The 19,643-nt window shown below is 72.5% G+C and carries 16 protein-coding genes and 1 rRNA gene; 9 read left to right on the top strand and 8 right to left on the bottom strand.

The window, feature by feature from the left end; translation table 11 throughout:
* The first annotated feature begins 183 nt into the window (after positions 1–183).
* Together ACH4DX_RS00085 and ACH4DX_RS00080 are read left to right on the top strand one after the other, a co-directional pair.
* Positions 184–771, top strand: a complete 588-nt coding sequence (locus ACH4DX_RS00085) for a GNAT family N-acetyltransferase (RefSeq protein WP_398116172.1) — start codon at positions 184–186, stop codon at positions 769–771.
* A 248-nt stretch (positions 772–1,019) separates the two neighbouring features.
* Entirely contained in the window at positions 1,020–2,276 is a 1,257-nt protein-coding gene (locus ACH4DX_RS00080) for a winged helix-turn-helix domain-containing protein (protein ID WP_398153412.1), read from the top strand.
* Between the two features lie 20 nt (positions 2,277–2,296).
* On the opposite strand, the gene ACH4DX_RS00075 is transcribed toward ACH4DX_RS00080, so the two are convergent.
* The 7 genes from ACH4DX_RS00075 to mtnA form a co-directional block, all read right to left on the bottom strand.
* A complete protein-coding gene (locus ACH4DX_RS00075; RefSeq protein WP_398153411.1) occupies positions 2,297–3,046 on the bottom strand; it encodes a response regulator in 750 nt (249 codons plus the stop codon).
* Between the two features lie 206 nt (positions 3,047–3,252).
* Positions 3,253–3,945: a ribosome hibernation-promoting factor, HPF/YfiA family gene (gene hpf / locus ACH4DX_RS00070; RefSeq protein ID WP_398116166.1), complete on the bottom strand. Its 693-nt coding sequence runs from the start codon at positions 3,943–3,945 to the stop codon at positions 3,253–3,255.
* A 315-nt stretch (positions 3,946–4,260) separates the two neighbouring features.
* On the bottom strand, positions 4,261–5,133 hold the full coding sequence (locus tag ACH4DX_RS00065) for a ComF family protein (RefSeq protein WP_398153410.1): 873 nt from the start codon (positions 5,131–5,133) through the stop codon (positions 4,261–4,263).
* 160 nt (positions 5,134–5,293) lie between these two features.
* A complete protein-coding gene (locus tag ACH4DX_RS00060; RefSeq protein WP_398153409.1) occupies positions 5,294–7,159 on the bottom strand; it encodes an LpqB family beta-propeller domain-containing protein in 1,866 nt (621 codons plus the stop codon).
* Positions 7,149–9,356, bottom strand: a complete 2,208-nt coding sequence (gene mtrB, locus ACH4DX_RS00055; protein ID WP_398153408.1) for an MtrAB system histidine kinase MtrB — start codon at positions 9,354–9,356, stop codon at positions 7,149–7,151. Before mtrB ends, ACH4DX_RS00060 begins: the two co-directional genes overlap by 11 nt.
* A gap of 1 nt (position 9,357) precedes the next feature.
* Positions 9,358–10,047 carry a two-component system response regulator MtrA gene (gene mtrA / locus ACH4DX_RS00050; protein ID WP_189176211.1) on the bottom strand — a complete coding sequence of 230 codons (690 nt, stop codon included), beginning with the start codon at positions 10,045–10,047 and terminating at the stop codon, positions 9,358–9,360.
* 198 nt (positions 10,048–10,245) lie between these two features.
* Positions 10,246–11,460: an S-methyl-5-thioribose-1-phosphate isomerase gene (gene mtnA / locus ACH4DX_RS00045; RefSeq protein WP_398153407.1), complete on the bottom strand. Its 1,215-nt coding sequence runs from the start codon at positions 11,458–11,460 to the stop codon at positions 10,246–10,248.
* A gap of 173 nt (positions 11,461–11,633) precedes the next feature.
* Here mtnA and ACH4DX_RS00040 point away from each other — a divergent pair, with 173 nt between their 5' ends.
* The 7 genes from ACH4DX_RS00040 (at position 11,634) to ACH4DX_RS00010 (ending at position 19,280) form a co-directional block, all read left to right on the top strand.
* Entirely contained in the window at positions 11,634–13,034 is a 1,401-nt protein-coding gene (locus ACH4DX_RS00040) for a glycerophosphoryl diester phosphodiesterase membrane domain-containing protein (RefSeq protein ID WP_398153406.1), read from the top strand.
* A 31-nt stretch (positions 13,035–13,065) separates the two neighbouring features.
* Positions 13,066–13,764: a DUF4129 domain-containing protein gene (locus ACH4DX_RS00035; protein WP_398154134.1), complete on the top strand. Its 699-nt coding sequence runs from the start codon at positions 13,066–13,068 to the stop codon at positions 13,762–13,764.
* A complete protein-coding gene (locus ACH4DX_RS00030; protein ID WP_398153405.1) occupies positions 13,761–15,215 on the top strand; it encodes a DUF4350 domain-containing protein in 1,455 nt (484 codons plus the stop codon). The genes ACH4DX_RS00035 and ACH4DX_RS00030 overlap by 4 nt, the downstream gene beginning before the upstream one ends.
* Entirely contained in the window at positions 15,215–16,195 is a 981-nt protein-coding gene (locus ACH4DX_RS00025; protein WP_398153404.1) for an AAA family ATPase, read from the top strand. The genes ACH4DX_RS00030 and ACH4DX_RS00025 overlap by 1 nt, the downstream gene beginning before the upstream one ends.
* Entirely contained in the window at positions 16,195–17,505 is a 1,311-nt protein-coding gene (locus ACH4DX_RS00020) for a DUF58 domain-containing protein (RefSeq protein ID WP_398153403.1), read from the top strand. Before ACH4DX_RS00025 ends, ACH4DX_RS00020 begins: the two co-directional genes overlap by 1 nt.
* Before the next feature lie 141 nt (positions 17,506–17,646).
* A complete protein-coding gene (locus tag ACH4DX_RS00015; protein WP_398153402.1) occupies positions 17,647–18,054 on the top strand; it encodes a YciI family protein in 408 nt (135 codons plus the stop codon).
* Between the two features lie 71 nt (positions 18,055–18,125).
* Complete coding sequence (locus ACH4DX_RS00010; RefSeq protein ID WP_398154133.1) at positions 18,126–19,280, top strand: RNA polymerase sigma factor; 1,155 nt, start codon at positions 18,126–18,128, stop codon at positions 19,278–19,280.
* A 96-nt stretch (positions 19,281–19,376) separates the two neighbouring features.
* On the opposite strand, the gene rrf is transcribed toward ACH4DX_RS00010, so the two are convergent.
* A 5S ribosomal RNA gene (gene rrf, locus ACH4DX_RS00005) occupies positions 19,377–19,493 on the bottom strand.
* Positions 19,494–19,643: the final 150 nt, after the last annotated feature.

Raw genomic sequence — 19,643 nt, 5'->3', positions numbered from 1 at the left:
CTGCCATGTGGTCAACGGACGGGCACCCGCGAAGGTGCCGCTCCCGGCCCGGGAATCCGCACCGGCTGCCGGCTCCCGGGGCCGCCCCGCGGCCCCGCGTTCCGGGGCCGCGGGGCCAGGACCCGCGGCCCCGCGGACACAAAGAGCTGGCGCCGCCTCGTCCGCCCGCAGCAGAATCGGTCGATGGAGCCCGTCACCCTGACCACCGAGCGCCTGCTGCTGCGCACCTTCTCACCGGCCGACACCGACGAGGTGTACGCGGCCTGCCAGGACCCCGAGATCCAGCGCTGGACGACGATGCCCTCGCCGTACGCGCGCGCGGACGCGGAGGGCTTCATCGGCCGCATGGTGCCCGACGGCTGGCGCCTCGACACGGAGTACACCTTCTCCGTGCGTCCCCGCGAGGGCGGCCCGCTCCTCGCCGCGGTCAGCCTGCACCACCCGCGCGCGGGCAGCTGGGAGATCGGCTTCTGGACCGCCAAGGAACACCGGGGCCGCGGCTACACGACGGAGGCCGTCCACGCCCTCGCCCACTGGGCCTTCACCCGCCTCGGCTGCGGCCGCCTGGAATGGCGCGCCGAAGTGGGCAACACCGCCTCCCGCGCGGTAGCCGAAAAAGCCGGCTTTACCGTGGAGGGCACCCTCCGAGCGGGCCTGCTCAACAAGGGCACCCTCCGCGACACCTGGCTCGCCTCCCTACTCCCCACAGACCTGAACCTCCCCTCCCCCCAGCCCTACCTCCCACCCAGAACAAGCCCGTCCGACACGTGAGGACGAGCCCGAAGGCCGGGTATTTCCAGCCCGTCCGGCGCTTGAGGACAAGGCCGAAGGCCGGGTCCTTACAGCCCGTCCGGCGTTTGAGGACGAGGCCGAAGGCCGACAAGGCGGGGGTCCAGGGGCGGCAGGCCCCTGGTATCGGGAAGGGGCGGGCCTGGGGCGCCCCGCGAGGGCACCCACCCGCACCGGACCCCACCCCGCCCGCCCACCCCCTGTCAGTACCTCCCCCTATCGTTCCGCCCATGAGGAGCACGCCGAGCAAGCCGAGCACCCCAAGCAGGCCCAGCACGCCGAGCAGGCACAGCACGCCGCCGACCAGGCAAAGCACGCCGAGCAGGCACAGCACGCACCCCCCGACAGCCACCCTCTCCGCAGCAGAGGCCCGCCGCATCGCCCTGCGCGCCCAGGGCTTCCTCGGCGCCCCGGACCGCAGATCCGGAGTGCGAGGCGTGCTGCGCCACCTCGGCGCGGTCCAGCTCGACACGATCTCCGTCCTGGCCCGCTCGCACGAACTGATCCCGTACGCCCGCCTGGGCCCCGTGGGCCGCACCACGGTCGAGTCGGCGTACTGGACGGACACCCACGCCTTCGAGTACTGGTCGCACGCGGCCTGCATCCTCCCCATCGAGGAGTGGCCCCACTTCGCCTTCCGCCGCCGCGCCTACCGCGCCCGCCCGCACTGGCACCACCACCTGCCGGACGGCGCGTACGACCAGGTGCTCAAGCAGCTCCGCGCCGAAGGCCCGCTGACGGCCACGGAATTGGGCGGCGCGAAGAACAAGGGCGAGTGGTGGGACTGGTCCGACTCCAAGATCGCGGTCGAGCGCGCCCTGATGTACGGCGACGTGGTGTGCACGGAGCGCCGCTCCTGGAAGCGGGTGTACGACCTCGCGGAGCGCGCCGTCCCCGACGCGCTGCTGCACGACGACCTGGACGACGCGGAGTGCGTGCGCAGGCTTGTCCGCCTCGCGGGGCAGTCCCTTGGCGTGGGCACCCGCGCGGACATCGCGGACTACCACCGCCTGAAGGGCGAGCAGTTCGACGCCGTCGTCGCGGACTCGGGTCTGGTCCCGGTGACCGTGGAGGGCTGGGACAAGCCCGCCTGGGCCGACCCGCAGGCGTTGGCCACGCCCCCGCGCGGCCGCCACCGCACGACGCTCCTGTCACCCTTCGACTCGCTGATCTGGGAGCGGGCGCGCACGGAGCGGATCTTCGGCTTCACCCACCGCCTGGAGGCGTACGTCCCCAAGCCCAAGCGGGTGTACGGCTACTTCGCGATGCCGGTGCTCGCGGGCGGCCGGCTCGTGGGCCGCGTGGACCCCGCCCGCGAGGGACGCACACTGGTGGCCAAGCAGGTGTCCCTGGACGGCCCCAAGGCGGTGCAGGGGGTGGCGCAGGCCCTCCTGGAGGCCGCGCGGTGGGTGGGCTGCGACTCCGTACGCATAGAGCGCGTCGACCGCCCCGAGCTGACGGCGGACCTGGTGCGCGCGGTCGGCTGACGCGCACCGCCCGCCCCGGCTCACCGGATCTCGAGGATCTTCTCCCGCATCGCGTACACCACGGCCTCCATCCTGGAGTGCAGCTGGAGCTTCTCCAGGATGTTGCGCACGTGGTTCTTCACGGTGTTCTCGGAGATGAACAACTCCTTGGCGATGTCGCGGTTGTTCATGCCCGTGGCGACGAGCTTGAGGACCTCGAGCTCGCGGTCGGTCAGCCGGGGCGCGGGCACCAGACGGCGCTCGTCCGTGCGCTGGATCATCGACTTGAACTCCGTGAGCAGCTTGGACGCCATCGACGGGCTGATCTGCGACTGTCCGTCGGCGACCGCGCGAATGGCCGTGGCCACCTCGTCGGTCGAGATCTCCTTCAGGAGATAGCCCGTCGCGCCCGCCTTGATGGCGTCGTAGAGATCCGCTTCCTCGTCGCTGATCGTCAGCATGATGATCTTCGCGCTGGGCGCCACCTCCTTGATGGAGGTGCACGCCTCGATACCGCCGCGCTTGGGCATCCGTACGTCCATGAGCACGATGTCCGGCAGCAGGTCGGCGGCCTTGTCCACGGCCTCGGCGCCGTCACCCGCCTCGCCGACCACCTGGATGTCCTCCTCGGCGGCGAGGACGATCTCCAGGCCGCGGCGGAAGAGCGCGTGGTCGTCCACGACCAGGACCCGGATGGGCTCCTTGCGCGGGGCGCCCGCGTCCGTGCCGATGCCGATGCCGATGCCGTCACCGGCACCCTCGCTCCGCATCGGTCCGAAGCTGTCCGCCATCGTTCCTCCCCCTGAAGGCCAGGGCCCGTCTCTTGCCTCGGCTGCGCCAACCCTAGGCAGAGTCAAGTGGGTTGAGCCGTCGCGCACATGATTCCATGCCCGGCCCCCCGGTCGCGCCCGCAGTGGTCGCACGCGGGTGCCCCTGGGGGCGCACATGCGCTCCAGGGGCACCGGTTCGTGCGCTCCGACGGGCGCCTCAGCGGCCGTCAGCCGCCTAGGGCACTGCCCCCACCGGCCGACTGGGCCTTGGCGACCATGGGGTCGGTGTTGAGGTGGATGACACCGTAGTCGTAGGCGTGCCGTCGGTAGACGACGCTGGGTTCCTTGGTCTCCGAGTCGATGAACAGATAGAAGTCGTGTCCGACGAGTTCCATCTCGTACAGCGCCTGGTCCAGGGTCATGGGCGCCGCGACGTGGGTCTTCTCGCGCACCACGAGGGGGCCTTCGCCCTGGATCTCCAGGGAGCCGATCCTGGTGGTGGGCACGCTTTCCGGCTCTTCCTCGCGGACCAGGCTGCCGTCCCCGTTCAGATGGGCCGCGTCCGGGACCCGGTCGGCCACTTCGGCGGCGGTGAGCCTGCCTGTGCCGCGCCGGTTGTGCCGCTTCTCGTGCTGCTTGCGCAGCGACGCGTCGAGCTTGGCCGTGGCCAGGTCCAGCGCCGCGTACGGATCCGCCGCCGAGGCCTCCGCGCGGATCACGGGCCCGCGCCCCCGGACGGTGATCTCCACACGGTCGGAACGGTCGGCCTGACGCGGGTTGGTTTCCTTGGACACCTCGACGTCGAGGCTGATCACCTTGCCGTCGAGCTTCTGGATCTTGTCCAGCTTCAGCTTCTCGGCCACGTGCTTGCGGAACCGCTCGGGCACCTCGGTCTTGCGGCCCTTGACGACGATGTCCACGCAGAACTCCGTTCCCGGATCGCTCCGCTGCTTCGGCGGAGCATCTCCCTCTTGCACCAGACTCCGGAAACTCCCGGAGCCTCGGACTCGGTGACTTCCACCTCCTCCTCCCCCATGGGCAAGATCTCCACCCCACCGTCCCCGGGTGATTGCAGAAAACCCATGGGTCGGCGTTCCGATATGCGAGGGGCGGTGTCCGCCGTTCCTCACAACCGAACATATCTCGCCCGGACGGATGTCGTCACCCTCTACTGACACGTACCTCCATTCAGGTGGAAATACCTTCTCACTACCTGCAACGATGAAACTCCCCGCTCAGTTCCGGTTTATTTCGAAAGAAGCCGAAGACGCAGCGACGACTGCGGCAAGGATGGTGTTCGAGCGAAGCATTTCGCTGGCCGGGAGGGCATTCCCGGTCCGGGGCACACGCCCGTCCCCGCCATCGGGGCTTGGCCGGATTTCCCGCTGGCGCTCTGCCGCCACCTGTGCTCCCCTCACGCCCGCCGTCGTGCTTCCTCGCTCCTCCCCTACCCCGTGTACGCCACATACGCCTCCCACTGCTCGGGCCGCCTCGGTCAGCGAGGCGCCCGTGGTCATCACGTCCACGACCACGATCCGCTCCGCGCCCCGCAGCAGCCGCCCCGCACCCGGTACCACCTCCAGCGCCCCCGACAGATTGACCTGCCGCTCCCGGGAGTTGAGCCCCGCCTGGTCCTCCACCGCCCGCCGCTGGCGCAGCACGTCCAGGACGCTCACCGGCATCCCGGTGCGCCGCAGCCGGCCCGCCGCGGCGAGCGCGGACCGCCGCACCGGGTCGTGCCCCCGCGCCCGCACGGCCCGCCGCGCCGAGGGCACCGGCACCAACAGCACCGGCCCGCCGCCGACCCCACCCGCGCCCAGCAACCCGGCCCGCACCGCACCCGCGAGTGCCTCACCGAGCACCTCGGCCAACGGCAGCGCGCCCCGCTCCTTGTGCGCGAGCAGCACCGCCCGCACCGCTCCCCCGTACGGCGCGGCGGCGTGCACCGCCGGCAGACCCCTCGGCTGCGGATCCGGACGCACCCTGCGCGGCGCCGCCCCGCACAGCGCGGACCGGCACCCCGCGCACAAGGCCACCCGCGGCGTCCCGCAGCCGGGGCAGTCGACCGGCAGCACCAGATCCGTGAGGTCCTGCCACCACCCCCGCATGTCCCCACTGTGCCAACGCGCCCACCCCGCTGCCACCCCTGTGGACAACCACCGTGGATAACTCGTGGATAACTCGCCACACCCTGTTCGACCTGCGGCGGAACAGGTTCGTGGGCAGTCCGGCGGCCCGCAGGAGCCCGCCCACCAGGGGCGGACGCCCTCACCCGGGGTAGACCGGGGTGCGCCCTTCCTTGACCACCGTCTGCCACTGCGCGCCGGACGGCAGCCGGACGATGCCGTCGTCGGAGTGCGCCACCAGCGGCTGCCGCTCGTCCTCGGAGGCGGCGATCTCCTTCACTCCGGTGAGGCCGGGCAGCGTCGCCCCCGTCCGCGCGGACCCGTCGCACTGGACGTACCGCATCTGCTGCACACCGCCGGACTCGCGGCCGACCACCACGAGGCGGCTGACGCCCGCCCAGGACATGGCGGTGACCTCCTCCATCTGCGGGGCGGCCTCCAGGAGCTCGACCACGGAGATGTCGGGCTGCCCGCCCTTGCCATCGGCCCACTCGATCAGGCCGATGCGCAGGGACGTCTTGCCGTCCTTGCGCACGAGCAGGGCGACCCGCACGCCGTCGGCCGCGACCCGCACCGCCTCGATGCGCCCGTCCAGATCCGGCACCCGCACCTGCACCGGATCGCCCGTACCCGCCGCCAGCCACAGCAGCCGCGGCCGCTGCGGATCCCGGTCGGCCACCCACAGGTCGCCGCGCCCGTCCCAACTCGGCGTCGAGAAGCCGTCCTTCTCCGACTTGGCGCGCGAACGCAGCTCAGGTTCGCCGAGGGGCCCCTTCGACACCACGGACGAGGTGAAGAGCCGCCGCCCGTCGAGCGACACCCCGGCCGCCTCCTCCTCGTCGCGGGAGACCGCCGCCGAGCGCAGCGGCTGCTCACCGTCGCCGAACGGCCCGGTCACCGGCTCGGGCCCGGCGTCACTGCCCGCGTTGCCCGGCATCCGCACCAGCCGCCGCCGATCGTCGACGAAGTACTGGTACGCCGGAAGGTCCGCCGTACGGTGCGGCGCGATGGTCTCGGCGCGGTCCTTGCCGAGGACGCACAGCGGCGAGCCGTCCCTGCCCTGCAACTCGACCTGTTCGACTCCGGAGGACGGCAGGTCCTGGAGCGTGAAGAGGAGCTGGGCCGCCACCTGCGTGCACTGCTCGTGCGCGAGCGAGTCCCCCCGCGCGTTCAACGGCACGACCAGCTTGTTCTTGTCGTCGGGCGTCAGCGACTTGGCGTCGGGAGCCAGGCGCGCGCCCATCGGGACCGCCGTGCGGACCGCCGGATCGAGCCGGTTGCTGGGCCCCTCAAGGAGCGCCTTCACCGTCTCGGTCAACGGATCGATGCGCTGGCGTACGTAGATGGGGTCCGCGACGAGTCCCTGCTGGGTGCCCACCTGTCGGGCCGGACTGAGGCCCTTCGGAGGCGACGCGAAGTAGTACTTGTTGACGGCCTGGTAATTGCGTTCGAAGTCGGACTCTCCGAGGACGACGCCCGCAGGTGGCCCGTCGATGCGCCACGCCCCGCCGTTCGGCCCCTTCTGCTGCGTGAGGTGGATGGCCTGCTTGAAGGCCCCCGAGTCGGGCCTGTACGCCCGCTGTGCGTTGACCGTCGCGAGCCTGCGGCCGGTCAGCGAGTACGTGCGCTCGCCCTCATTGCTGTTGGCCACGTTGTCCGCGACCGTGTTCGGGCCGTCGGCGAGCACCGTGGTGGAGCGCTCCGGGTGCCAGTTCTTGGACGCTTCCTTCGTCAGGTACTTCCGGGCGATGGCGAAGTCGGGGTCGTCGCTGGTCAGTGCCTCGAGGAAGCCCTGGACGATGTCCACGGCACCCGCGTCCTCGGGCGGCGGCATCGCGTAGACCCGCACCTGGGACTGCGAGTCGGGGCGCTGCGAGGCCTCGACCTTCTTCATGTTGCCCTCGTCGGGCATGGAGGCGCAGCCGGCGATCAGCGTGCCGCACGCGGCGAGCACGAGACCGGCGCGCAGCCGACGCGCGCGCCCCCGCAATTGACCCTCACCGCCCACGCGAGGCCTCCTCTTCCGTTTCCGTGCCCAAAGCCGCGTGCGTGCCGGGAGCAGCATCAGTACCCGGAGCCTCGTCAGTGCCCGGAGCCTCATCAGTGCCGGAAGTGGCAGCAGTGCCGGAAGCCGCGTCCGTTCCCGCGGTCGCGCCGCCCGCACCGTTCTGCGGGACGCCCTTCGCGCCGCCCGCGTGCGCACCGGCCTGGGTGTCGGCCCCCGACTCCTCCCAGGCCTGCCGCGGCACCACCCGCGCCCCGTTGCCCGGCAGGGCGGTGGGGTCGACGTCCAGCGCGGCCGCACGGGCCAGCCTGGGCGCTACGGGGGCCTTGGCGGGCACCGGAGGCGGCACCCGGTCCGCGGGCGCCTGATGGGGCACTGTGGCCCGCTTGGGGCCCTCACCGGCCGGGAGCCCCGCGCCGTTCAGGGTGCGCCTTCGGCGGGAGTCCTCGGGTTCGAGCGGTATCGGCGAACCCCGCAGCGGCTCGTCCGCCGTACGCGGGAGCGTGAGCCGGAACTGCGAGCCGCCACCCGGCTCGCCCCAGGCCTGCAACCATCCGCCGTGCAGGCGGGCGTCCTCCAGGGCGATGGAGAGCCCGAGGCCCGTGCCGCCGGTGGTACGCGCGCGTGCCGGGTCGGCCCGCCAGAAGCGGCTGAACACCCGGGTCGCCTCGCCCGGCTTGAGACCGACCCCGTAGTCCCGTACCGCGACGGCGACAGCGCCGCCCGCGGCCGCGAGCCGCACCACCACGTCCTTGCCCTCGCCGTGCTCCACGGCGTTGACGACGAGGTTGCGCAGCACCCGCTCGACGCGCCGCGCGTCCGCCTCCGCGACCACGGGCTGCTGGTCGCCGACGACGCGTATGTGGGTGCCCTTGCGCTCCGCCAGCGGCTCGGCCCCGCCGACCACGCGGCGCACCACCTCGCGCAGGTCTATCGGCTCGGCCTCCAGGGCCGCCGCGCCCGCGTCGAACCTGCTGATCTCGAGGAGGTCCGCGAGCAGCGACTCGAAGCGGTCGAGCTGATCGGCAAGGAGCTCCGCCGAGCGTGCCGTGATCGGGTCGAAGTCGACCCGCGCCTCGTGGATGACGTCGGCCGCCATCCGTACGGTCGTCAGCGGCGTACGCAGCTCGTGCGACACGTCGGAGACGAACCGCCGCTGCATCCGCGACAGCTCCTCCAGCTGCTGGATCTTCAGCTGGAGGTTCGACGCCATCTTGTTGAACGCCTCCCCGAGGCGCGCGATGTCGTCCTCTCCGGTGACCTTCATCCGCTCCTGGAGGCGGCCCGCCGACAGCCGCTCGGCGATCCCCGCGGCCATCCGTACGGGCGTCACGACCTGCCGCACCACCAGCCAGGCGATGGCGCCGAGCAGCACCACCACGAAGAGGCCCGCCGTGGCGAGGGTGCCGCGCACCAGGTTCATCGACTCCTCTTCCTGCGTCAGCGGGAAGAGGTAGTAGAGCTGGTAGGAGTCGCCGTTGTTGTCGCTCAGCTGCTTGCCGATCACCAGGCCGGGCTGGGAGGCACGGTGGTCGATGAAGTCGATGCGCGTGTTGCTCTGGTACGCGAGCGTGCCGCCGTCGATGCGCTCGCGCAGTTCCTCGGGCACGCTCTGGATCGGGTTCACGCCACCGGAGGCACGCGGTCCGCGCACGCTGCCGCCGTCACTGGCGTTGGAGCTGAGCGTGACTACGTAGAAAGCGTTCTGGCCGCCGCTCGCCAGCTGCTCGACCAGCTCCGACAGCCACACGGCGGCGTTCTGCGCGGTGGGGCCGTCGGGGGTGTCGACGCCCTGGGCGGTGGGCTGGTGGGCGCTGTTCGCCTGCTCCTGCGCGACCCGGAAACCACCGTCGGCCTGGCTCTGCGCCGCGTTCACCTTGGCCTTGAGCAGTCCGTTGCTCACCGAGCTCATGACGACGAAACCGAGGAGGAGCACCACTCCGAGGGACATCAGGAGGGTCGTGACAACGACCTTGAGCTGGATGTTGCGCCGCCACAGCCGCATCATCGGCAGCAGCGGGCGACGCACCCAGCGCGTGAAGAGCCGCAGCAGCGGGCTGCTGCCCTGCACGCCGCCCTGCAACATCAGACGGCTGTCGACGAGCGCCCCGAAGCGGGGCCCCCGTCGCGGCGGCCGTACAGCCCGCCCCGGCCGCGCTCCCGGTTCGCCGGGCGCCGGAGAGGAGCTGTCCCGGGACACGTCAGCTCGGTCCGGCCTTGTAACCGACGCCACGGACGGTCACGACGATCTCCGGCCGCTCGGGGTCCCGCTCGACCTTGGAACGCAGCCGCTGCACATGCACATTCACCAGCCGGGTGTCGGCGGCGTGCCGATAGCCCCAGACCTGCTCGAGGAGCACCTCACGCGTGAACACCTGCCACGGCTTGCGGGCGAGCGCGACCAGCAGGTCGAACTCCAGCGGCGTCAGCGCGATCGACTGCCCGTCCCGCTTCACGGAGTGCCCGGCCACGTCGATGACGAGGTCACCGATGGCCAGCTGCTCCGGCGCGGGCTCCTCGGACCTGCGCAGGCGCGCACGGATGCGGGCCACCAGCTCCTTGGGCTTGAACGGCTTGACGATGTAGTCGTCGGCTCCCGACTCCAGGCCGACCACCACATCCACGGTGTCGCTCTTGGCCGTGAGCATGACGATCGGCACTCCGGACTCCGCCCTGATCAGACGGCACACCTCGATGCCGTCCCGGCCGGGAAGCATCAGATCGAGGAGCACCAGATCGGGTTTGGCCTCCCGGAAGGCAGCCAGCGCCTTGTCGCCGTCAGCTACGAACGACGGCTCAAAACCTTCACCACGCAGCACAATCCCGAGCATCTCGGCCAGTGCGGTGTCGTCGTCGACGACAAGGACTCGTCCCTTCATGCCTGACATCATCCCATTCTCATAACGGCAGCGAACACGGTGGTGAGATAGGTCACTGACCAGCACGGTCAACCGCATGTGCCCGCCGCCGCGCACCCATGTTCGCCGACTGGTGCGGAGCCCGTCGTCACGGCCCCTCTGCCCACGGCCCCCGCCGCCCCGCGCCACCGGCTCAGAGGTGGTTTTCCGCCAGCAGGGCACGAAGTTCCCCTACTGGCCGGTTCGGCCGGTCGTCACCCGGCCCGCCCTGGCGCACAGCTCGGCCAGACCCTCAGCCGTCACGGGCGACACGACGCCCTCCTCGGTGACGATGGCCGTCACCAGCTCGGGCGGGGTCACGTCGAACGCCGGATTGTACGCCTGCGTCCCCAACGGGGCCACGGCTATCCCCCCGCCCGTCTCCGCTCCGGCCACCGGCGCGAACGGCACCGTGACCTCCGTCACCTCGTGTCCCGCTCGCTGTTCGACCTCGATGGCGGCCCCGTCCGGGGTGTCCGGGTCCACCGTCGTCACCGGCGCCACCACGACGAACGGCACGTGGTGGTACCGGGCGAGGACCGCGAGCGGATAGCTCCCCACCTTGTTGGCCACCGAGCCGTCGGCCGCGATGCGGTCGGCGCCGATCAGGACGGCGTCCACCTCACCGGACGCGAACAGCGAACCCGCGGCGTTGTCGGTCAGGAGCGTGTACGGCATGTCGTTGCGCGCCGCCTCGTACGCCGTCAGCCGGGCCCCTTGCAGCAGCGGACGGGTCTCGTCGACCCACAGCCTGCGCAGGCGCCCCCGGCGGTGCGCGGCGAGCGCCACCGCGAACGCCGTGCCCTCGCCGCCCGAGACCAGCGCCCCGGTGTTGCAGTGGGTGAGGACCCGGTGCCCGCCGCCCGGCATCAGCTCGTCGAGCAGCGCCAGGCCGTGCACCGCCATCCGCGCGCTGGCCTCGGCGTCCTCCTTGTGCAGCGCCCGCGCGGCGGCGAGGGCCGCGGCCGCCGCCCCCCGCTCGTCCGCGCCCCGGGTGACGGCCGCGCGGTGGGCCTCCTGGGCCCTGCGCGCGCCGTACGCCAGATTGACCGCGGTGGGCCGCGCACCCGCGAGGGCGTCGGCCGCCTCGTCCACGTCGAAGCCACGGGCCGCGGCGAGCGCCACGCCGTACGCCCCGGCGATGCCGAGCACCGGAGCCCCGCGCACCGCGAGCGTCCTGATCGCCTGGACCAGGGCGGGTGCGTCCGTGCACACCAGCTCGCTCTCCTCGGCCGGCAGGCGGGTCTGGTCGAGGAGGACGACGACGGGCCCCTCCGGGGGCTCGTCCCAGCGGATCGTGGGAACCCCGAACAGGGCGGCCGGTGGAGAAGCCACCGGTGGCGCCGGGGCCGCCGGGGTCGCGGACGGCCGTACGGACTCGCCGGATTGCGCGTAGTGATCAGCCATCCGCCCAGTCTGCCCGCTACCCGACGGGCAAGAGAAGGTGCGCAGCCCGGACAGCACACCGTCGCGGCGGTGGGTCGGCAGCCACCGCGCCGGGTCCCGGGGAGACCGCCCCGTGGCACGATGGCTGCCAACCTGCCGCCGCGACCGCGGACGGGCACTGTGAAGGAGCGACGATGAACGACACTCCGGGCTGGGCCTCGCCCGGATCCGCCCCCTCCGACGAACCCGACCCCGCCAAGAAGGGGTCCGGCGAACCCGGCCCCGCCGAGAAGGGGTCCGACGAGCCTGCGGACCAGCCGAACGGCTCCGGCTCGAAGTGGTCCAAGGAGCAGCCGCCGCCCGCCCAGTGGTCCGCGCCCGGCGCGCCCGCCTCCGGCCAGAACCCGCCACCGCCCCCGGCCCCCGGCCAGGGCTGGGGAGCAGGTCCCGGCGGCTCCGGCGGCCCGGGCAACTCCGGCGGTCCCGGCTGGGGCGGTGGCCCCGGCAATTCCGGCTGGGGCGGTGGTTCCGGCTGGGGCGGTGGCCAGAACGGGCCCGGGGGCCCCTACCGCGGCTGGGGCAACTGGCAGGGCCCGCCCGCCGCCGCCAAGCCGGGCGTCATCCCGCTGCGCCCCCTCGCCGTCGGCGAGATCCTGGACGGCGCCGTCTCCACGATGCGCACCCACTGGCGCACGGTCCTCGGCATCTCGCTGACCGTCGCCGTCGTCACGGAAGTCCTCGTCGTCCTGCTCCAGGGGCTCGTCCTCAACGACGCGGCCGACACCGAGGCGCTCGACGACCCGAGTGCCACCACCGGCGAGGTCACGCGCGCGCTCTGGGACACGCTGCTGAGCTCCGGCGCCGTCCTCGTGATCACCCTCCTCGGCACGATCGTCGCGACGGCCCTGCTCACCATGGTCACCAGCCGCGCCGTCCTGGGGAAGTCCGTGACCACGGCGGAGGCCTGGAACGACTCCCGGCCCCTGCTCGGCAAGCTGATCGGCCTGACGCTCCTGCTCCCGCTCATCGCCGTGGGCATCGTCGCCGCGGGCACCCTGCCGGGTGTCCTGATCGCCGTCGCCGGGGCCGAGGACGCCGGTGTCGCGCTCGCCGTGATCGGCGGCATCGCCGCGGGCGTCGTCGCCATCTGGCTGATGGTCCGCCTCTCCCTGTCCTCGCCCGCGCTGATGCTGGAGAAGCAGGGCGTGAAGAAGGCGATGGCCAGGTCCGGGAAGCTGGTCAGCCGCTCCTGGTGGCGGGTCTTCGGCATCCAGCTGCTCGCCGCCGTCATCGCGAACGTGGTCGCGTCGATCATCGTCATCCCGTTCACGCTCATCGCGGGCGCGCTCAGCGGTGACAGCGTCTCCAACCTGCTCGACGCGAGCGGCAGCGACGTCGGCTGGACCTTCCTGATCGTCAGCGGCGTCGGACAGGTGATCGGTTCCATGCTGACGTTCCCGATCACCGCGGGCGTCACCGTGCTGCTCTACATCGACCAGCGGATCCGCCGCGAGGCCCTCGACCTCGAACTCGCCCGCGCCGCCGGCGTACCGGGCCACGACGCATCCGGCGCCCCCGGCACACCGGGGAGCTGATGCGGTGACGCCGGTGGGGGCGGTTCTCGGCATGCTCGGCGCGGCCGCACGGCTGCCCCGCGCCGGAGACGAGCCTCCGGTGACGATCCCGCGCGACCCCGCGCGGGAGGCGGCCGAGCGGGAGCTGTCCGAGCCGAGGTACCACGAGGACGACCCGAGCCTCCTCCAGCGCGCCCTGAACCGCTTCTGGGAGTTCGTCGACGACCTGTTCTCGGCGGCTTCGGGCGCGGCGCCGGGCGGCACGGTGGGCCTCCTCGTCATCGGCCTCGCGGTGGTGGCGGTCGCCGTGGCCCTGTGGTGGCGCCTCGGCACCCCGCGCCGCGCCCCCGTAGGCTCGGCGCCGCTCTTCGACGACCGCCCGCGCAGCGCCGCCGAGCACCGCTCCGCCGCCGAGGCGCACGCCGCCGGGGGCCACTGGAACCAAGCCCTCCAGGAGCGGATGCGGGCCGTCGTGCGCTCCCTGGAGGAGCGCGCACTCCTCGACCCGCGTCCCGGCCGCACCGCGGACGAGGCCGCCGCGGAGGCCTCCCGCGCCCTTCCCGACCACAGGGACCGCCTGCACGCCGCCGCCCGGGAGTTCGACGACGTGACGTACGGAGGCCGCACGGCCAGCGAGCCCTCGTACCGCCTGCTCGCCGACCTCGACCGCGACCTGGAGCGCTCCAAACCGCTCCTCACCGGCGCACCCGACACCTCGTCCGACGAAACCTCCTGGGGGGCGATCCGATGACGGAGTCCCCACCACCTGCCGGGCCCCCGGCGCCCCGGACACCGCCGACCCAGCCCGCCCCGCCGACCCCAGCACCCCGGACCCGGGCTCCGGTGGCTCAAGCTCCGTCGACCCCCACGCAGGGGGCCCGGAAAGCGCCGCTCCCCGACTCCGGGACCTCGCCCACGTCCACCGCCCCCACCCCCCGGCAGCTGTGGACCCGCTCGCGCGGCATCGCCCTTGCCGTCGTCGTCCTCCTGGTGGCCGCTGTCGCCATCGCGGCCGTCCGCTCCGGCGACCGGCACGGCCGCCTCGACCCCCGCTCGGCCGCCCCCCAGGGCAGCCGCGCCGTCGCCGAACTCCTCGCCGACCGGGGGGTGTCCACGCGCGTCGTGACCACCGTCAAGGAGGCGGGGGCCGCCGCGGGCCCCGACACCACCCTCCTGGTCACCGATCCCGACCTGCTCGACGACGGCAGGCAGACCCGTCTGCACGACGCCACCGTCGCCTCCGGCGGCCGCACGGTCCTCGTCGCGCCCGGTTCGCTCTCGGTGTCGAAACTCGCCCCTGGGGTCACCGCGGACCCCGCGGCCAGCTTCGACTCGACGCTGTCTCCGGACTGCGCCCTGCCCGCGGCCCGCCGCGCCGGCTCCGCGGACGTGGGCGGCGTCCGCTACGACACGCTCGTCCCCGGGGCCGAGGCCTGCTACCTCGACGACGGGCTCCCCAGCCTCCTGCACCTCCCCGCGACGGCCGAGAAGGACGCCCCTTCGAAGACCGGCGACAACGCGGCGGGCTCCGCGAAGAGCAACACCGAGCACACGCCGCGCAAGGGCTCCCAGGGCCGCTCGGGGCCCGCCTCGCGCGGGGACACGGTCGTCGTCGGCGCCCCCGACATCCTCTTCAACGACCGCCTCGACGAGCACGGCAACGCCTCGCTCGCCCTGCAACTCCTGGGTTCTCGCTCCCATGTGGTCTGGTACCTCCCCTCGCTCTCCGACGACGCGCTCGACGGCACCGCCGACCCCGCCGGCAACGGCGACAGCTTCTTCGACCTGATCCCCTCCGGCTGGCTCTGGGGCACGCTGCAACTCACCGTCGCCGCCGTCCTCGCGGCCCTGTGGCGCGCGCGCCGCCTAGGTCCCCTCGTACCGGAAGAACTCCCCGTCGCGATCCGGGCCTCCGAGACCGCCGAGGGCCGCGCCCGCCTCTACCGCAAGGCCAACGCCCGCGACCGCGCCGCCGCGGCTCTTCGCTCCGCCACCCGCACCCGACTCGCCCCCCTCGTCGGCGTCCCCACCGCCCGGGCCCATACGCCCGAAGCGCTCCTGCCCGCCCTGGCGGGCCGGCTGCACCGCCCCGGCCAGGACCCGCACGCTCTCCTCTTCGGCCCGCCACCCGGCGACGACGCGGCCCTGACCGCCCTCGCCGACCGACTCGACGCCCTCGAAAGTGAGGTACGTGGTTCATGATGGACCCGACCACTGACAACGCCGAAAGCTCCGGCGGCGCCCGCTCCGCCCTGGAGTCCCTGCGCACCGAGATCTCCAAGGCCGTGGTCGGCCAGGACCCCGCCGTGACCGGCCTCGTCGTGGCCCTGCTCTGCCGCGGCCACGTCCTGCTCGAAGGCGTCCCCGGTGTCGCGAAGACCCTGCTCGTACGGGCCCTCGCCGCCTCCCTCGAACTCGACACCAAGCGCGTCCAGTTCACCCCCGACCTGATGCCGAGCGACGTCACCGGATCCCTCGTCTACGACGCCCGCAGCACGGAGTTCTCCTTCCAGCCGGGCCCGGTGTTCACCAACCTCCTCCTCGCCGACGAGATCAACCGCACCCCGCCCAAGACGCAGTCGTCCCTCCTCGAAGCGATGGAGGAACGCCAGGTCACCGTCGACGGCACCCCGCGCCCCCTGCCCGAGCCCTTCCTGGTCGCCGCCACCCAGAACCCGGTCGAGTACGAGGGCACGTACCCCCTCCCCGAAGCCCAGCTGGACCGTTTCCTCCTGAAGTTGACGGTCCCGCTCCCCTCCCGGCAGGACGAGATCGACGTCCTGACGCGCCATGTGGACGGCTTCAACCCCCGCGACCTGCGCGCCGCAGGCGTACGCCCCGTAGCGGGACCCGACGACCTGGAAGCGGCCCGCGCCGCCGTCGCCAAGACAGCCGTCTCTCCAGAAATCACCGCCTACGTAGTCGACGTCTGCCGCGCCACCCGCGAATCGCCGTCCCTCACCCTCGGTGTCTCCCCGCGCGGAGCGACGGCACTGCTCTCCACGGCACGCGCCTGGGCCTGGCTGACGGGCCGCGACTACGTCATCCCCGACGACGTGAAGGCCCTCGCCCTGCCCGCGCTCCGCCACCGCGTGCAACTGCGCCCGGAGGCCGAGATGGAGGGCGTGACCGCCGACTCCGTCATCACCGCGATCCTCGCGCACGTCCCGGTACCCCGCTGATGCCCGTCACCGGCCGCACCGCCCTCCTCGCGGCCCTCGGCTCGCTCCCCGTGGGCGTCGTGGCGCCGACCTGGACCGGCTTCCTCGCCGTCAACGCCCCGCTGGCTCTGGCCTGCGCCTACGACTTCGCCCGTGCCGCTCCCGTACGCAGGCTGCGTCTCACCCGTTCCGGTGACACCACCACCCGCCTCGGCGAGCCCGCGGACATCCAGCTCACCGTCACCAACCCCACGAGCCGTCCGCTGCGCGCGGAACTCCGTGACGCGTGGCCCCCGAGCAGCTGGCAGCCGGGCACCGAGGTGTCCGCTGCCAGGAACCGGCTGGACGTCCCTTCCGGAGAGCGCCGCCGTCTCACCACCCGCCTGCGCCCCACCCGTCGCGGCGACCACCGGGCCGACCGCGTCACGATCCGCTCGCGGGGCCCCCTCGGCCTCTTCACCCGGCAGGGCAGCCACCTCGTGCCGTGGACGCTCCGTGTCCTGCCGCCCTTCACCAGCCGCAAGCACCTCCCGTCCAAACTGGCCCGCCTGCGCGAACTCGACGGCCGCACCAGCGTCCTGATCCGCGGTCAGGGCACCGAGTTCGACAGTCTGCGCGAGTACGTTCCCGGGGACGACACCCGCTCCATCGACTGGCGCGCCACCGCCCGGCAGTCCGCAGTGGCCGTCCGCACCTGGCGCCCCGAACGCGACCGCCACATCCTCCTGGTCCTCGACACCGGCCGCACCTCGGCGGGCCGTGTGGGTGACGCCCCGCGCCTCGACGCGTCCATGGACGCGGCTCTCCTCCTCGCCGCCCTCGCCTCGCGCGCCGGTGACCGCGTGGACCTCCTCGCCCACGACCGCCGGGTACGCGCCCTGGTCCAGGGCAAGGCCGCGGGCGATGTCCTGCCCTCGCTGGTCGGCGCCCTTGCCACGCTGGAGCCCGCGCTCGTGGAGACGGACGCCCGCGGCCTGACCGCCACCGCGCTGCGCGCCGCTCCCCGCAGCTCCCTGATCGTGCTGCTCACCAGCCTGGAAGCGGCCCCCGTCGAGGAAGGCCTGCTGCCGGTCCTGCCCCGGCTCACGCAGCGCCACACGGTCCTGGTCGCCTCCGTCGCCGACCCGCACATCACGGAGATGGCGCGGGCCCGGGGTTCGGCGGAAGCCGTGTACGACGCCGCGTCCGCGGCGCAGGCCCAGGAGGAGCGCCGCCGTACCGCGGAACAGCTCACCCGGCACGGCGTGACGGTAGTGGACGCGACGCCCGACGACCTGGCCCCAGCGCTGGCGGACGCCTACCTCTCCATGAAGGCGGCGGGCCGCCTCTGAGCCGGGCGCGCGGACGGCTCACTCCCGTCGTCCGCGGGTTTCCCGAAAAAAACCTCTCCGATGATGTCGAGAACCGCCGACCGGCTCCGTCCCCGCTGTGAACGCGACGAAGATGGGTCGCACAAGCCCGAGGAGAACACCATGGCCAAGTACCTGCTGCTCAAGCACTACCGCGGCGCCCCGGCCCCCGCGAACGACGTCCGCATGGACCAGTGGACGCCCGAGGAGGTCTCGGCGCACATGCAGTATATGAACGACTTCGCGGCCCGCCTCGAGAAGACCGGCGAGTTCGTCGACGGCCAGGCGCTCGCCCCCGAGGGCACGTGGGTCCGCTACGACGGCGAGGGCCGCCCGCCGGTCACCGACGGCCCGTTCGCCGAGACCAAGGACCTCATCGCGGGCTGGATGGTCATCGACGTCGACAGCTACGAGCGTGCCGTCGAGCTTGCCGGGGAGCTGTCGGCCGCCCCCGGGGCGGGCGGGGAGCCCATCCACGAGTGGCTTGAGCTGCGCCCGTTCCTCACCGCGCCTCCCACCATCACGGAGTAGCGGCACCACCACCCGAACGGAGTGACTACGGAGCGGAGTGAGGACCCTTGACTGCCGAAGTGGACGACACCATGCTCCGCAGCCTCACGCCGAGTGTCCTCGGCATCCTCGTCCGCCGCGGAGCCGACTTCGCGGCGGCCGAGGACGCCGTCCAGGACGCGCTGGTCGAGGCGGTGCGCGTCTGGCCCACCGACCGGCCGCGGGACGCGAAGGGCTGGCTCGTCACCGTGGCCTGGCGCCGGTTCCTCGACGCGGCCAGGGCGGACGTCGCCCGCCGCCGGCGCGAGGACCTCGTCGACGAGGATCCGGGGCCGGGCCCTGCGTCCTCGGTGGACGACACGCTTCAGCTGTACTTCCTGTGCGCCCACCCCTCGCTGACGCCGTCGTCCGCGGTCGCGCTGACTCTGCGTGCCGTGGGCGGCCTGACCACCCGGCAGATCGCCCAGGCCTATCTGGTGCCCGAGGCAACCATGGCGCAGCGCATCAGCCGTGCCAAACGCACCGTCTCCGGTGTGCGCTTCGACAAGCCCGGGGACGTCTCCACCGTGCTGCGCGTCCTGTATCTGGTCTTCAACGAGGGCTATTCGGGCGACGTCGACCTCGCCGCCGAGGCCATCCGTCTCACCCGGCAGTTGGCGGCTTCGATCCACCATCCCGAGGTGGCGGGGCTGCTCGCTCTCATGCTGCTCCACCACGCCCGGCGTGCCGCCCGTACGGCGGCGGACGGGGGGCTGGTGCCGCTGGCCGAGCAGGACCGCGGCCTGTGGGACACCGAGTCGATCGCCGAGGGTGTCGAGATCCTGCAAGCGGCCCTCGCCCGTGACCGTCTGGGCGAGTTCCAGGCTCAGGCTGCCGTCGCGGCCCTGCATGCCGACGCTCCTACCGCCGAGGAGACCGACTGGGTGCAGATCGTGGAGTGGTACGACGAGCTGGTGCGCTTGACCGACAGTCCCGTCGTCCGGCTGAACCGCGTGGTGGCTGTCGGGGAGGCCGACGGCCCGCGTGCCGGCCTTGCGGCGCTCGATGCGCTGGACGATTCCCTGCCCCGCCGTGCCGCGGTGGCGGCATATCTGCATGAGCGCGACGGCGATGTGGTGTTGGCGGCGCGGTTGTATGCCGAGGCAGCCGAGAAGGCACCGAATCTTGCCGAGCGCGCTCATCTGACGCGCCAGGCGGCTCGGCTCAACGCACGCCTCAACGTACGCCGGCAGGGTCCGCGTGGCTGAGGTGGCTGGGGTGGCTGGGGTGGCTGTTTGGGGTGGAACGCAAAAAAGCCGTACCCCCGAGTCGGAACTCGGGGGTACGGCTTCTTATCAAAATTTGTTCGGCGGCGTCCTACTCTCCCACAGGGTCCCCCCTGCAGTACCATCGGCGCTGTGAGGCTTAGCTTCCGGGTTCGGAATGTAACCGGGCGTTTCCCTCACGCTATGACCACCGAAACACTATGAAACTGTCAACCGGAGCCGTGACCATAGGCTACGACGGTTGTTCGTGGTTTCAGAACCAACACAGTGGACGCGAGCAACTGAGGACAAGCCCTCGGCCTATTAGTACCAGTCAACTCCAGCGGTTGCCCGCCTTCCATATCT

The organism is Streptomyces sp. NPDC017940, assembly GCF_044328435.1.
GTDB lineage: Bacteria > Actinomycetota > Actinomycetes > Streptomycetales > Streptomycetaceae > Streptomyces.
Note: the sequence above shows the minus strand (reverse complement) of the source record. Positions and strands in the feature narration are given on the sequence as shown.

Bases quoted from the DNA above. Each gene is read 5' to 3' on its own strand.
- ACH4DX_RS00085 (WP_398116172.1), top strand. From the start codon at position 184: ATGGAGCCCGTCACCCTGACCACCGAGCGCCTGCTGCTGCGCACCTTC.
- ACH4DX_RS00080 (WP_398153412.1), top strand. From the start codon at position 1,020: ATGAGGAGCACGCCGAGCAAGCCGAGCACCCCAAGCAGGCCCAGCACG.
- ACH4DX_RS00075 (WP_398153411.1), bottom strand. From the start codon at position 3,046: ATGGCGGACAGCTTCGGACCGATGCGGAGCGAGGGTGCCGGTGACGGC.
- ACH4DX_RS00065 (WP_398153410.1), bottom strand. From the start codon at position 5,133: ATGCGGGGGTGGTGGCAGGACCTCACGGATCTGGTGCTGCCGGTCGAC.
- mtrA (WP_189176211.1), bottom strand. From the start codon at position 10,047: ATGATGTCAGGCATGAAGGGACGAGTCCTTGTCGTCGACGACGACACC.
- mtnA (WP_398153407.1), bottom strand. From the start codon at position 11,460: ATGGCTGATCACTACGCGCAATCCGGCGAGTCCGTACGGCCGTCCGCG.
- ACH4DX_RS00040 (WP_398153406.1), top strand. From the start codon at position 11,634: ATGAACGACACTCCGGGCTGGGCCTCGCCCGGATCCGCCCCCTCCGAC.
- ACH4DX_RS00035 (WP_398154134.1), top strand. From the start codon at position 13,066: ATGCTCGGCGCGGCCGCACGGCTGCCCCGCGCCGGAGACGAGCCTCCG.
- ACH4DX_RS00030 (WP_398153405.1), top strand. From the start codon at position 13,761: ATGACGGAGTCCCCACCACCTGCCGGGCCCCCGGCGCCCCGGACACCG.
- ACH4DX_RS00025 (WP_398153404.1), top strand. From the start codon at position 15,215: ATGGACCCGACCACTGACAACGCCGAAAGCTCCGGCGGCGCCCGCTCC.
- ACH4DX_RS00020 (WP_398153403.1), top strand. From the start codon at position 16,195: ATGCCCGTCACCGGCCGCACCGCCCTCCTCGCGGCCCTCGGCTCGCTC.
- ACH4DX_RS00015 (WP_398153402.1), top strand. From the start codon at position 17,647: ATGGCCAAGTACCTGCTGCTCAAGCACTACCGCGGCGCCCCGGCCCCC.
- ACH4DX_RS00010 (WP_398154133.1), top strand. From the start codon at position 18,126: ATGCTCCGCAGCCTCACGCCGAGTGTCCTCGGCATCCTCGTCCGCCGC.